Source organism: Sphingobacterium sp. HJSM2_6, assembly GCF_049316305.1.
Classification (GTDB): Bacteria; Bacteroidota; Bacteroidia; order Sphingobacteriales; family Sphingobacteriaceae; genus Sphingobacterium.
The window spans coordinates 121,810-135,527 of the sequence record NZ_JBMOXB010000010.1 but is presented as its reverse complement, the minus strand read 5'-3'; the positions used below and the strand labels follow the sequence as shown (position 1 = coordinate 135,527).

The following is a 13,718-nucleotide window of genomic DNA, read 5'->3' as shown; positions in this document are numbered from 1 at the left end:
AGAATCCGTTAATAACATTAGGCTGCCTTATTAAGAAAAACCATTTAATTAATTATTTCAACCCAACATTCTAAATTAATGATTTTTAATTTAAATCCGTTCAATAAGAAGGGTAAATTTTACGCATTCTTCCAAAGCTATTTTAGGGAAAACACCCTCAAATTAAAAGAGACAGAATTTCTTAAAATAAATACCCATGAATATTTATCGCAAATATTGATGAAAATAAACACATTTGTTTTATTCTTAGCTATTTTAATTTCACAAGTAAATGCGAACTCTTTCGCACAACAAATTACGCTAAGCAGAAAAAAAGCATCCCTCACTTCAATCTTAAAAGATTTGGAGAAACAAAGTGGATACACTTTCTTTTTCAAAAAAAATGATGTTGAATCGTTAAACAACATCAATGCAGAATTCAAAAGCACTCCTTTAAATTCAGTCCTTACGCAACTACTCAAACCCAAAAATTTAACCTTTGAATATTTCGAGAAAACAATCGTTATAAAGAAAAAGGAAGAAGAGCGTAGCAGCACAAACCACATTCGTATTGATAAAAACTGGGATCTTGCGGCTGCAAATGTCCAACAAACCATTAAAGGAAAAGTAATTGATGAAAGTGGAAATCCAGTGTTTGGTGCAACAATCCGTCAAAAAAACAACAAAAACAATGCTGTAGTAAGTAATAAAACCGGTGAATTCGTATTGCCGTTAACCGCTTTAAATGAAATATTCACCATTAGTTTTTTAGGCTTCGAAAACCTAGAGTTCAAAGCTGAATTATCCAATAATTCAATCACCTATACCATTAAGAAGGATAACCGTGAAATGGATGAAGTGGTAGTAACAGGAATGATGAACTTTAAAAAAGGCTCATTTTCTGGGGCTTCCTCTACCTTTACCATTAAAGATTTAAAGCAAGTCGCGAATACAAACATTATTCAAGCTGTAAAAGCGCTGGATCCTTCCTTTTTAGTTATGGAAAACAACTTATCAGGATCTAACCCAAACGTACTTCCAAATATTGAACTAAGAGGACAAACTAGTATCAGTAGCGATAACTTAAGAGATGAATTTACAGATGATCCAAACCAACCTCTATTTATATTAGATGGATTTCAAAGTTCCCTTCGAGCAATCTTAGATTTAGACATGAACCGCATTGAAAGCATTACCATTCTAAAAGATGCGAGTTCAACAGCGATTTATGGCTCAAGAGCTTCAAATGGTGTCGTAGTCGTCGAAACAATTAAACCCAAAGAAGGAGAAATTCGATTAAACTACACTACGGACCTAAATATGGAGATTGCTGACTTAGGCAGTTATAATATGATGAATGCCGCTGAAAAATTGGAGTTTGAAAGATTATCTGGGGTATACACCGCATCAGTTTCAACACCCGAATCGCAACAATCATACTACGACCCTTTATACAACAGCAAATTAGAACGTGTTTTAAGTGGAGTGAATACTTATTGGATGAAAACTCCCATCAGAACAGGTTTTGCTCATAGACAATCTTTATATGTTGAAGGAGGAAGTGAAAACTTTGTTTTTAATGTTGGTGGAAATTATAAAAACCATAACGCAGTAATGAAAAATTCTGGCCGCAAAGAATGGGGTAGCAGAATGATCTTAATCTATCGAAAAGGTAAATTAAGTGCAACAAATAATTTAACTATTGAAGGAAATAATGAAAATGAATCTAACTATGGCTCCTTTGCTACTTGGGTAAATTTAAACCCTTACTACTCCAATTTAGACCCGAGCAATCCTCATTTAGATTTCTATAGAGATGAATTGTACGGAAAAGAATACATTGTTTACAATCCACTTTACAACAGTTCTTTAACACACTTAAACAATAAAAAAGAATTGGGTATCATAAATAATTTCCAGCTAAACTACGATTTCAATCCAAACTGGAAATTTCAATCCTCTATCCAAATTAAAAAAAATACAGATAATCATAGCAAATTTATTTCCCCTTTAAATACACAATACTTTGATAAACCAATTTTAGAAAGAGGAAGATTTGATTCTAAAAAATTAGAAGGAATATCTTATACGGCAAACGCCATGATATCCTACGCGATATCTCTAAATAAGCATAGTATTAATGCCAATGGACGTGTTGAGTTTGCCGAAAAAAACAATACCAGTTTAGGTTTTGTTGCTTTAGGATTTCCATATACAAGTAATGGAAACCCAGCATTTGCCTATGGCTATGAAAAAGATGGTGCTCCTTTAGCATTTAAAACTATAGGTAGAAGAAATTCATTTATTGGCACATTAAACTATAGTTTCGACCAACGGTACAATAGTGATTTTTCATTCAATTATGATGGTTCCACTTCTTTTGGAAGAAAAAATGTTTATTCTCCATTTTATTCTGTTGGCGGTAGTTGGAATATGCACAATGAACCTTTCCTTAAAGGAAATTCTATCGTAAATCAATTAAAATTAAGAGGAAATATAGGGGTAACTGGCAATCAGAATTTCAGCAATACAACATCCATATCTACTTATATATACCCAGATTTATTTAACTACTTTGGTCAAGGAATATCCTTAGCTACTTTTGGAAACGAAAATTTAAAATGGCAAAAAACCAAACACATTAGTACCGGTATTGACGCAATATTTTTTAATAATAAGTTCTATTTAACATTAAATGCTTATTCAAAATTTACGCATGATTTGGCTGTGGCTATTGACCTTCCAGCATCAACAGGTCTAGTAGGTTTTCCATTTAATGCGGGAGACTTAGAAGTAAAAGGTATCGAATTAATGTCAAAATACACCATTCTTTCTAAACCCGAGAAAAGATTATTTTGGAATATTGGTCTTACTGCTGCTCGAAGTCAGCAAACCTATAAAAATTTCAACAGCATACTTGCTAGGTTAAATAATTCCTTACAACAATCGCAATCATTAATAAGATATATGGATGGTTTCGGACCAAATGATTTATGGGCGATCCAATCTCTAGGTATCGATCCTGCTTCAGGTCATGAAATCTTTTTGAAGAAAGATGGCACCAAAACCTTCGATTATGACCCTAAAGATATTGTTTCAATTGGAAATGGCAACCCACTAATCCAAGGTGTATTTAATACAAACTTTAACTATGAAGGATTTAATTTCGGAATCTATATGCGCTACATCTGGGATCAGGATATTTTGAATTCAGCACTTTTCGAAAAGGTAGAAAATATCAGTTTAGAAGATATAATCACGAACAATCAGGATAAAAGAGCGCTTTACAACCGTTGGAAAAAACCGGGTGATAACGCTCAATTCAGATCCATTAGTTTGACGAGTGTTTCACAACCATCTTCCCGCTTTATTCAACAAGAAAATAGTTTTTCCATCGAATCAGTATCTCTTGGATACGATTTCAGAGAAGCTAATTGGTTAAAAAAATCAGGCTTAACAAATTTAAAAATCACCGGATTAACAAATGAGCTATTAAGATGGTCTACCATCCGTAGGGAACGTGGTATAAGTTATCCTTACGCGAGGACATTTGCCTTAACCATCAACGCAAATTTTTAATTCAATAAGACTTTCTAAAATGAAAATAACAAAACATATAATTATAATTTGCCTTATATTTTCTTTCTCGTCTTGTAATAAATGGCTTGAGATTAGGCCTGAAGACAAATTCACGAAGAAACAGGTTTATGCTAATACTGCTGGAGTAATGGAGATTTTGAATGGCTTTTACCTTAAAATGGGTGAAAACGCATTATATGGGAATCACCTTACCCTTACCTCTATGGATGTTTTAGCACAACGATATGCCGTTAAAAGCGATGTGTCTCCATTTAGAAACATGAGTGAGTATAAATTTGCAGAAAAAAATGTAAAAACTGTCTTCGCTGATTACTGGATAAAAATGTATGCAATAATTGCGAATATCAATGATTTTGTAAAAACGCTGCCAACGGTTGAAAACGGGATGACCAATGATGAAAAAAACATCCTAATTGCTGAAGCAATCGGCTTAAGAGCATTTTTACATTTTGATTTATTGCGAATATTTGGTCCTATTTATTCGGAAGAAAATAAAACCTTAGACGCAATTCCATATGTAACCGAATTATCCACTACAATACGTCCATTTTTAAATTCCGAACTGGTAATTTCCCAAATATTGGCTGATATTGAAAAATCAAATGAGTTTCTCCAATACGATGAACTAAGAAGTAAGAGTAATCCACTTAAATTAGAAAATCACCGCTTTAATTATTTTGCTTTAAAAGCACTTCAAGCTCGTGTACATTTATGGGCAGGAGATAGAGTAAATGCCCTATCAGCGGCCCAAGAAGTTATTGATGCACAAGATATCTTCCCTTGGATTACTCATCAGGCCATAACTTCTAATGGAAGTAATCCGGATAGAAAATTTATGACTGAAGTAATTTTTAGCGTTTTCAATAAAGAGTTATATAATATACAAAGATCAACTTTCGACGCTAATCTATTGGAATCCGATTTGTTAGCCACTGGCGCTGGAAACATCATAAACCAAATTTATGAAAATTTGGAATCAGACTATCGTTTCTCCTATTCTTGGCCCTATGCTTCTACTGGAGTGGGCTATAGAACCTTTGTAAAATATCAAGATATTACCGATACAAAAATTACTTCAAGATTTATGGTACCCTTAATCCGTATGTCAGAAATGTATTATATCGCCGCAGAGTCTACTTACGATGAAACCCAAGCATTAGCCTACTTAAATACCGTAAGACAGCATCGCAACATATTAGGAGAAATTTCTGACCCAACACAATTTAGAAATGAGTTGACCAAAGAATATTTAAAAGAATTTTATGGAGAAGGTCAAATTTGGTTCTATTATAAAAGAAATGCCATGCCATCCATTTTCAGTGTAAACACTAGTAATTTAAAACAAGATATTCCATTAAATTATTACCAACCCGGAATTCCTGACGAAGAATTAAATGGCCGATAAAATATTAAAAAAATGAAAAAATTACTTACATATATTGGACTAATATTAACCTGTTGCTTCTTTTCTTCTTGTAAAGAAGATCAACTCATAACTTATGAACAAAGCTCAGGTGGTGAAAATATTTATTTCACCCAAAAATTCTATGATATTAATCAAACTGATTTTTTTCAAGCAGTATCATTAGGATTAATCCCTAAATCAAAAACAGATTCTATCATAAAAATACCAGTGAGTATCACTGGGAAAGCGGTCAATTATGATAGGCCTATTTCGGTTAAATTCGCCGATACCTCTTCCATGATTTTAGGCGAACATGTTGATTTTATCAACCCTCCTATCATTAGGGCAAATCGAATAAATGATTCCATTAGTCTAGTCCTTCACAGAACACCAGATCTGGAATCGAAACGTGTTTATTTAAACTTGTTACTTAGTAAAAATGAACATTTTGACATTAATATTCCTGTCAAAAAGAATGGTTCCAATGTTAATCTTCTCCTATCCTACAAGATTTACTTTGATGATATGTTCCCCACATCATTTTTATGGACAACGTTTATTGGAAAAAGCACAATCATTGCATTCTTTGGCGAATATTCTAGAAAAAAAGTAGAATTAATGTTGGAAGTTTTACAAGTTAATCCAAATTTTTTCTTTGATATAAAATCGAGGCCTTCTATTTCTACTATTATGGCTTATGCTTCCTATATGAAATATTGGCTAAATAAAGAAAAATCAGCAGGTAGGATACATTTAGATGAAAACAATCAAGAAATTAACATGGGCAATGCTGCTCAATAATACGGCTATGAAAAATTTAAATTTATTATACATCTTCCTTGTAATTATTACCGCTAGTAGCTGTAATAAGGATCTAGGCAATTACAATTATATACAAATTGACTCTTTAATAGTTAAAGACATCCCTAAAACAATTGAAATTGGCCTGGGACAGCCTATGATTATTAATCCCAGCATCACTTCAAAATTTGAGAATATCGAACTGGACAATCTAAGCTTTGAATGGATTGCATATAACCCGGCTATTGGGGATGCGACAAAAAGCAAAATTATACTTGGTCGAGAGAAAAATCTAAATCAAATTCCACCATTATTAGTAGGGAACTATAATGCTTATCTCAAAATAACTGATAATTCATCGGGCCGAATTTGGACTTATCCTTACTCTTTTTCCATTAATGGTGCTTTCGGTAAATGGGGCTGGATCGTGTTATCGGAGAAAAACAAAGAAACACATTTAGATTATTATCAAGATGATTTAGAGCAGTTCAACAGCTATCCTATTATTTATAGAAATGTTAATTTATTATCAAATAATGCAGCTGATGGCACACAATTAGTTTTGAATGGGGAACCCATATCTATGGAAACCTACATGAATCAAGATGGAATATATCGAACGGCTAAAAACTACCTTTATTTGAATACAAGTACCAATACATACAAAATAAATTTAACTGATGGTTTTGCCTATAACACCTTATTATATAACTATAAATTTGAAACCGCATCAGGAAAACCCGCAAAAGCAGATTACATTTATCCCGGAATGTCTAATATAGCAATGACTCTTTCCGATGGAAATTTGTACAGCTATTATTATAACCTATCTAAAGTGTACAATATCCCATTAAACGCCAATAATGATGGTACGTTATACCAGGTTTCTAAATACATAGCAAATCCAATGAGCAATTCAAATATGAATATTTTATTTTTTGATAAAGACAATAAAAGGTTCATGCGTGCAAATATCAATTCTATAAAAGCTAACCCAGTCTTATTAGAAGAAAGCACCTTTAATACAGCAGATACAAAAATGGATTTAGTATGGATGGATCATACCCTTGCATTTAATGGGCAGGCTGTTGCCATCATGAAAAAAGAGGAACATTATTTTTTAATCAGGTTTAATTTCAATAGAACCGGTACCCTAACACTCAATTCCGTAACTGAGGTAACTAACTTATTAACCGACATAAGGAATGCCAGCCATTTCACGATAGATCAGCAATATGGATACTTATTCTATACTGCTAATGATAAGCTGTATCAATTCGATATGGATGCTAAAGTAATCAAAACTGTAAAAAGCTTAAATGGCAGAAAAGTATCCATGTTAAAATATGAACGGTTAGTTAGCCTTGCTACTTCCGAAAATGGATTTAATACGAATATAGCCCGAATGGCACCCATCGGTTACAGCATCATCGTAGGTACTTATTCCGAAAGCGACCCACAAACCTCTGGTAAAGTTGAATTTTGGATGGTAAAACCCCTAATGGGAGAACTGACTCAAGCATTACCGACCTTCGAAGGTTTAGGTAAAGTTGTTGATGTTCAATACACCGATAGGTACTAATAACTTTAACATTCCAAGAAACAGTATAAACAAAAATTAACCTATCTAATGAAAAGGCATGTCCCAACAAGGATTGCTAGTGTGACCCAAAGTTCTGTGAGGGGAAACGTTTACGTTTCCCCAACAGATATTCCATCGCTTTAATTAGTAAATTTTAAAAATCACATTTCACACAACCCCCATGAACAAAACAAATATAAAATCACTGTTTCTGCTGATACTTTTTGTTATTCCAACTATAAATTTAATTGCACAAGATCTTTCCAAAATTTTGGAAAGATCTTTTTTATCAAAAAACAAAGAAGAATTACTACCCTACCTATCTACCGATTTTGCAATAGCTGGAAACACCCACCTTGCAGCCTTAAATTTCCTGGACCAACTCATTCAACGATACCCCGTCAAAACTATTAAGGAGATTAATATTGCAAATCCAAGTAAACAAAACCATCGCATGTTTGAATTTGAACTTCCGAATGGAACCAAAATAAATACTGTGTTGGAATTGGATTACGAAGGAAAAATTAAATATATACACATGTTCGATGCACTTTTTGGCATGAATAGAGTCGAAAAATCCTACCAAATAGCCAAAATTCCATTTGAAAATAAAAATGGATCGATCATTCTAAAAGTCCGTATAAATGAGTATGCTAAAGAATTAAATCTACTTTTCGATACTGGAGCAGATGGTATGGCCGTAGTACAAGATTTGGCTGATTCAATTAACCTTAAAATTACGCGTCAAAATAACGCTTCAGTTGTTGGAGGAAATCAGCAGATTCAAGTTTCAGACCACAATCAAGTTAAATTAAATGAATTGACCTTAGACGATATGTCGATTGCGATATTCCCAAATCACGAGAAGGATGGAACTGATGGAATCATTGGGAATGCCCTATTTCGAAGATATATTACTGAAATAGACTTCGACAATAATGCCATCATCCTGTATACTTTTGGAGAATTTCAGTACAAGGCACAAGCACACATCCTTAAAAGCACGTTCCCAAATGGAGTCATGGAAATTCCAGCTAACCTATCAGTCACAGCTGGTACCATACTCAGTGGAAATTTCGTATTTGATACCGGAGCAAATTACAATTTAATCTGCTTTAGACCCTTTGTAGTTAAGCATAAATTATTAGTAAGTGGCTTCAAATCCGAATTACAAAGTAATACCGTTAGTCTAGGTACTGTGACGCCAACATTTACAGGAATTGCAAATCATTTTCAAATCGCACAGCTACCGCCAAACAAGCATATCGCTATAACCTTAATGGGAGCTACACAACAAGAAAACAGTTGGAATCCGGAAACGGACGGATCTATTGGAATTCGAACGATTTGCAGATATAATGTGATTATTAATTTAGCACAACATCAAGTTGCATTCACGCCCAATACGTTAAGCCAATTACCACAAGACTTTATTTGTAGAAATAACATTATTGGTTGGAACAATCAAGGTCAATTAATTTTATTACAAAACTTTAATACAAGCCAAGATCAGCAACATTCAAACATCATCACAGAATTTGATGGAATAAAAGCAGATTTGATTTCCAAAAAACCCAAATTATTAGAAAAAATTAAACAAAAAGCCGTTAAGCAAAACATCCAAATCGTATTTGAAAATGGCTCAAAATCTAACATTTAGTATAAAAAATTATATGAAAAAATTAGTGTCGCTAATTACATTGCTGTGCATAAGCTTAGCTTCCCTAGCACAGCCTAGCAATATCACAGGAACCACTACCCTAAAACAGGTTAAGAAACTATCATTATACAAAACATTAAATGGACGACTTATTGAAGTAGCAACAGCAAATACTGATCAAAATGGAAGATTTGCCTTCCGCTTTACTCCTGAATATGAAGGCTTCTATTGTATTGGCTATGGACCAGCTCATTATACTACGACAACCTACAAATTCTATTTTAAAGGAAATGAGGATTTAGAAATAAAATTGAATGCTGACAATTATGAATTAATCAAAACCAATAGCAATGCCATTAAAACCCTATTTAAATGGGACCAAGCCTTAAATGAAATAGCAAATAAATCCATGACGCTAGCTGGAAGCACCACTTATGTAGATTTCTTCCCTCTAATTGAAAGTTTTCAAAGCACCTTAGCTTCCTTTAAAAAGAACCCAAAAACAGGAAATAAAATTTTTGACGCTTGGTTTCCAACTATCGTAGATAATGACTTTGCCTATTGCGCTATAAATTTTATGTATATGCCTCATCCTGCTCACCCAAGCAAGGATGAGTACAGCTCTTATTATGAAAATTTCAATACAGAAAATTATTTTAAAGAAGACCTACTAAAACTCCCATATGGAGACCGCTTCATAAGTAATTTAGTCTTAAAAAAAGCTAGTGGTAAAAAAAATATTACTAAAGAAACTTTAATAGAAAGCATTCCACTTGATGTCTTAAAAGGACAGTATATTTTAAATTTTATAGAAAGATCAACGAATATTGTTGATTTCAATAAATTAACAAACGATTACGGAAAATATCTCACACTCCCAGAACAAAAACAACGAGTGGAAGCTATGGAAATTAAACTTGCAGAGACTAAAGCGGGAGTACCAGCGGTAAATTTTACGTTTTCCGATATCGATGCTAAACCAATTAAATTGACAGATTTTAAAGGAAAATTAGTCCTTATTGATATGTGGGCGACTTGGTGCGGACCTTGTCGTGCTGAAGAACCTTTCTGGGAAAAATTGAATGATACTTATAAGGGAAAAGAAATAGCATTCGTGGGCGTATCTACCGATCAGGATAAAGAGAAATGGGAAGCTTATATTAAAGAAAAAGCATTAAAAGGGACTCAACTTCATGCAGGCCCCACGAATCCTTTATCTCAAGCTTACAAAATAAATACTATACCCCGATATCTATTAATCGATAAAAAAGGAAACCTCATTACTCCTGATTGTCCAAGACCTTCTGACCCCAAGTTGATAGAACTTATTGACACTTGGTTAACTAACTAATTTTGCATGTTTTGATTAATTGGCTGTATACCGAAAGGTATATAGCCTTTTTTGGGTTATACGAATACGATTTATTAACTTTAAATTGATTACCTTCAATAAAACATTAGGTTATGCTACTTTCCGTATGCCCCAAATTACCCATGAGCGATGTAAAAGTTACCCGAGATTTTTATAGCCAAAAATTAGGGTTTATTCAACTATCTCCTGACTATCCCAATTACCTTATTTTACATAAAAATCAAATTGAAATTCATTTTTTTGAATTCAAAAATTTAGATCCCGCCCAAAATTACGGTCAAATATATATCAGGTGCCAGGATATAAAATCCATCTATGAGGATTTTATGGCAAAACAGGTAAGCATCCACCCCAATGGTAATTTATCTAGAAAACCATGGGGGATTACCGAGTTTTCCATCCTAGATCCAGACCTTAATCTCCTCACTTTTGGGGAATAATTAAATACTTATCTTAAGAAACAATTGTCAGCATGAACGATTCGCAAAGAGAACAAATCATATTAAATTATATAAACGCATATAACCTATTCGATGTAGATCGAATGGTTAAGGATTTTGACGAAGCTATCCTTTTTGAAAACGTACGGAATAAAATACGAACTGATTCACTTCAGGGGCTAGAAGCTTTTAAAGAACAGGCCATAGAAGCTAAAAATTACTTCAGCCAAAGGACTCAAACGATATTAAAAATGGCTCATTTTGAACAAAACAGCATCATTGATATTACTTATCATGCAGTCTTAGCCATAGACTTTTCTGACGATTTAAAGGCTGGTTATGTCGTAGAACTTCAAGGTCAATCTATTTTTGAATTTACTGAAGCATTCAAAATCAAGAAATTAATAGATCTCAGCTAGCATCATAACACCTGTCATCCAGATAAATAACGTTTAAAATGCATCAACCACTGAATTCATGAATTCCAATTCTTGAATAGACAATTGAATATCCATGGCTTTCGCATTTTGTATAGATTGTTCAGCATTTCTTGCTCCAGCCAACGCAATGCTTATTCCAGGACGCTCAATAGTCCATCGCAAAACCAATTGACTTAAGCTTGCATGCTTATCATCAGCAAGGGGTTTCAAACGCTCCAAGAGAATATTAGTCTTTTCAATAAAATCTGCTTGGAAATGAGGTAAATTAGCCCGATGATCTCCTTCCTTAAACGTATATCCTGGGTGAATTTTACCCGTTAAAAGACCCCTTTCCAAGGGGCTGTAGGCTAAGACACTCTTTTGCTTTCGAATACAATAAGGGACTACCTCATCTTCAATTCCACGATTGACCATACTGAAAGGAATTTGGTTTGAAACCAATGGTAAAGTACGTTCAGCTTCCTCCATTAATTTAGCTGAATAATTACACACACCAACATAACGTACTTTGCCCTGTTTCACCAGCTGAGACACCGCCTCAAAAGTTTCTGCTACCGCAGTTGTTGAGTCTGGCCAATGAATTTGGTATAAATCAATGTAGTCGGTTCCCAAACGCCTTAAACTATCTTCACATTCTTGTATAACACTTTCCTTACCCGCATATTTATAAATCTCTATATCTTCTCCTTGATTATTTTTGCTATGGAAGGCAAAATCTCCTTTGGCCAAATCCCAGCGCATACCGAATTTGCTAAGAATTTGAACCTGATCCCTTGGAAGATCCTTTATTGCTTCGGCAACAATTTCTTCGCTGGTACCTTGTCCATAGATAGGTGCCGTATCGATGGAACTTACTCCAAGATCAAAAGAAGCACGGATGGCTTCAACGGCTTCTTTTCTGTCGGTAGAACCCCACATCCAACCGCCTGCAGCCCAAGCCCCAAAGGTAATCGCAGATAATTTTAAATCACTAGTTGACAAATTTCTATATTGCATAATGGATGATTATTATAAATGAATAACGCTTAAATAAAAGAAACAATATGCTTTGCATACATTTATTGAAAAGTTTACTTATAAATTTAAGAATTTATAAAATACACACAAAATGTGAAAATAATAGTTGATATTTAATTAACAATACCATGAACTTAAATACCAACCCAAATGAAAAACTTTAAATTAATTTACTACATGTCCTGTTTATTCATCCTAAGTTCATGTATTCGGTTTTCTTATTCCGATGGAGAAACGAGTAATTCCATAATTTCCACTATAGAATATGATGTTGTCAAAAACTACTATGTTAAGAATACCGTTTCAGATGAATACAATGGAATTCATAAAATTAAGGATCAAACACATTTTGAATCCCTATTTGCTGCAGCTGCAAGCATGGGAGAAGGTGGAAAACCAACAGAAATAGATTTTGATAAACATTTTGTCCTCGCTATCATTCAACCGGAAACAAACAAAGAAGAAAAAGATTTAAAGATAAACATAAACTATCAGAAGGATAAAGTTATCATAAAATTAGAATTAATTGAGGGTAAAGAGCTATCCCATACCTATAGGCCGAATACCATCCTTATCTTAAATAAAAAATATCAATACCACAACATAGAATATCATGAAAATAAAAATTCTTCTTAACAACTAGAGATGTTTACCATATATTTCATTTAAGAGGCTAAATAATTCCGGATGATCCTCTTGAAGCATCTTGGGTTTTTGAAAAAAGTATTCAGAAACGACAGCTAAAAATTCCGCTTCATTTGTTGCGGCATAATCACGTATATCTGATTTATTCTTGTGGATTTCTTGAATTGTTTCGTGCATCTCCTGTAACCAGGGTTGCACCAATTCTTTCGGTATGAGATACTCCGGAACACCATCAATAGCCCCATCAGCCTTGTCAATGAGATGTACAAATTCATGAATTGCTGTATTTGAAGTAGCATACCGAGAATATCCTTCGAGCAATGCAGGCAGAGACAAAATCATTTTTCTATGCATCGCGCCATCTCCAACCATACCCAATATACTTCGTTTCTTTTCCGACACATCAAATTTTTCATTAAAATAATCCGGATATATGATCACTTCATCTAAATTTTCATACGACCATTGATCAAAATGAAACAAAGGAATCGTAGCACTGGCGGCTACTAATACACGGTGTTCATCTGTGATGATTGCGCCCTTCTCAGGACTTATTTTCGTCGTTGCTAGAAAATAGAGTACACGTGCTATAAAAATTTCCTGATCAGCTTGATTTAGTTTATTAAAAAATAAAACCTGCGCTGTCAATATCTTTTTTATATCAATTTCCGGTATGGTTTGCTCTGGTATTATTTTTTTATTACCAGGAAGTTTAATCACGATGATGACTAACACAATCGCTATCGCAAATACAATATATAAAGTCATTCATTTTTT

11 protein-coding genes are annotated in these 13,718 nt (G+C 33.7%); 9 read left to right on the top strand and 2 right to left on the bottom strand.

Annotation, left to right across the window (positions count from 1 at the left end):
- The first annotated feature begins 78 nt into the window (after window positions 1-78).
- The 8 genes from ACFRAE_RS10690 to ACFRAE_RS10655 all read left to right on the top strand — a co-directional run bounded on the left by ACFRAE_RS10690 (window position 79) and on the right by ACFRAE_RS10655 (window position 11,258).
- Window positions 79-3,558, top strand: coding sequence for a SusC/RagA family TonB-linked outer membrane protein (locus ACFRAE_RS10690; protein ID WP_422797147.1), 3,480 nt, complete (start codon window positions 79-81; stop codon window positions 3,556-3,558).
- A gap of 19 nt (window positions 3,559-3,577) precedes the next feature.
- Window positions 3,578-4,984: a RagB/SusD family nutrient uptake outer membrane protein gene (locus ACFRAE_RS10685; RefSeq protein WP_422797146.1), complete on the top strand. Its 1,407-nt coding sequence runs from the start codon at window positions 3,578-3,580 to the stop codon at window positions 4,982-4,984.
- A 12-nt stretch (window positions 4,985-4,996) separates the two neighbouring features.
- Window positions 4,997-5,785, top strand: a complete 789-nt coding sequence (locus tag ACFRAE_RS10680) for a DUF4843 domain-containing protein (RefSeq protein WP_422797145.1) — start codon at window positions 4,997-4,999, stop codon at window positions 5,783-5,785.
- Window positions 5,786-5,792: 7 nt separating this feature from the next.
- Window positions 5,793-7,367 (top strand): PKD-like family lipoprotein, encoded by a 1,575-nt coding sequence (locus ACFRAE_RS10675; RefSeq protein ID WP_422797144.1) that lies wholly within the window; start codon window positions 5,793-5,795, stop codon window positions 7,365-7,367.
- A 271-nt stretch (window positions 7,368-7,638) separates the two neighbouring features.
- The gene (locus ACFRAE_RS10670; RefSeq protein ID WP_422797143.1) at window positions 7,639-9,027 is read left to right on the top strand and encodes a retropepsin-like aspartic protease; all 1,389 of its coding nucleotides are present in this window, start codon (window positions 7,639-7,641) and stop codon (window positions 9,025-9,027) included.
- A 13-nt stretch (window positions 9,028-9,040) separates the two neighbouring features.
- Complete coding sequence (locus ACFRAE_RS10665; protein ID WP_422797142.1) at window positions 9,041-10,378, top strand: TlpA family protein disulfide reductase; 1,338 nt, start codon at window positions 9,041-9,043, stop codon at window positions 10,376-10,378.
- Window positions 10,379-10,521: 143 nt separating this feature from the next.
- Entirely contained in the window at window positions 10,522-10,839 is a 318-nt protein-coding gene (locus ACFRAE_RS10660; protein WP_422797141.1) for a bleomycin resistance protein, read from the top strand.
- A 32-nt stretch (window positions 10,840-10,871) separates the two neighbouring features.
- Window positions 10,872-11,258, top strand: coding sequence for a hypothetical protein (locus ACFRAE_RS10655; RefSeq protein WP_422797140.1), 387 nt, complete (start codon window positions 10,872-10,874; stop codon window positions 11,256-11,258).
- 33 nt (window positions 11,259-11,291) lie between these two features.
- On the opposite strand, the gene ACFRAE_RS10650 is transcribed toward ACFRAE_RS10655, so the two are convergent.
- Window positions 11,292-12,275: an aldo/keto reductase gene (locus ACFRAE_RS10650; RefSeq protein ID WP_422797139.1), complete on the bottom strand. Its 984-nt coding sequence runs from the start codon at window positions 12,273-12,275 to the stop codon at window positions 11,292-11,294.
- Between the two features lie 171 nt (window positions 12,276-12,446).
- Here ACFRAE_RS10650 and ACFRAE_RS10645 point away from each other — a divergent pair, with 171 nt between their 5' ends.
- Window positions 12,447-12,932 (top strand): hypothetical protein, encoded by a 486-nt coding sequence (locus ACFRAE_RS10645; RefSeq protein ID WP_422797138.1) that lies wholly within the window; start codon window positions 12,447-12,449, stop codon window positions 12,930-12,932.
- A 3-nt stretch (window positions 12,933-12,935) separates the two neighbouring features.
- On the opposite strand, the gene ACFRAE_RS10640 is transcribed toward ACFRAE_RS10645, so the two are convergent.
- Window positions 12,936-13,709, bottom strand: a complete 774-nt coding sequence (locus ACFRAE_RS10640; protein WP_422797137.1) for a zinc-dependent peptidase — start codon at window positions 13,707-13,709, stop codon at window positions 12,936-12,938.
- Between the last annotated feature and the right edge of the window lie 9 nt (window positions 13,710-13,718).

Bases quoted from the DNA above. Each gene is read 5' to 3' on its own strand.
- ACFRAE_RS10665 (WP_422797142.1), top strand. From the start codon at position 9,041: ATGAAAAAATTAGTGTCGCTAATTACATTGCTGTGCATAAGCTTAGCT.
- ACFRAE_RS10660 (WP_422797141.1), top strand. From the start codon at position 10,522: ATGAGCGATGTAAAAGTTACCCGAGATTTTTATAGCCAAAAATTAGGG.
- ACFRAE_RS10640 (WP_422797137.1), bottom strand. From the start codon at position 13,709: ATGACTTTATATATTGTATTTGCGATAGCGATTGTGTTAGTCATCATC.
- ACFRAE_RS10645 (WP_422797138.1), top strand. From the start codon at position 12,447: ATGAAAAACTTTAAATTAATTTACTACATGTCCTGTTTATTCATCCTA.
- ACFRAE_RS10690 (WP_422797147.1), top strand. From the start codon at position 79: ATGATTTTTAATTTAAATCCGTTCAATAAGAAGGGTAAATTTTACGCA.
- ACFRAE_RS10675 (WP_422797144.1), top strand. From the start codon at position 5,793: ATGAAAAATTTAAATTTATTATACATCTTCCTTGTAATTATTACCGCT.
- ACFRAE_RS10655 (WP_422797140.1), top strand. From the start codon at position 10,872: ATGAACGATTCGCAAAGAGAACAAATCATATTAAATTATATAAACGCA.
- ACFRAE_RS10685 (WP_422797146.1), top strand. From the start codon at position 3,578: ATGAAAATAACAAAACATATAATTATAATTTGCCTTATATTTTCTTTC.
- ACFRAE_RS10680 (WP_422797145.1), top strand. From the start codon at position 4,997: ATGAAAAAATTACTTACATATATTGGACTAATATTAACCTGTTGCTTC.
- ACFRAE_RS10650 (WP_422797139.1), bottom strand. From the start codon at position 12,275: ATGCAATATAGAAATTTGTCAACTAGTGATTTAAAATTATCTGCGATT.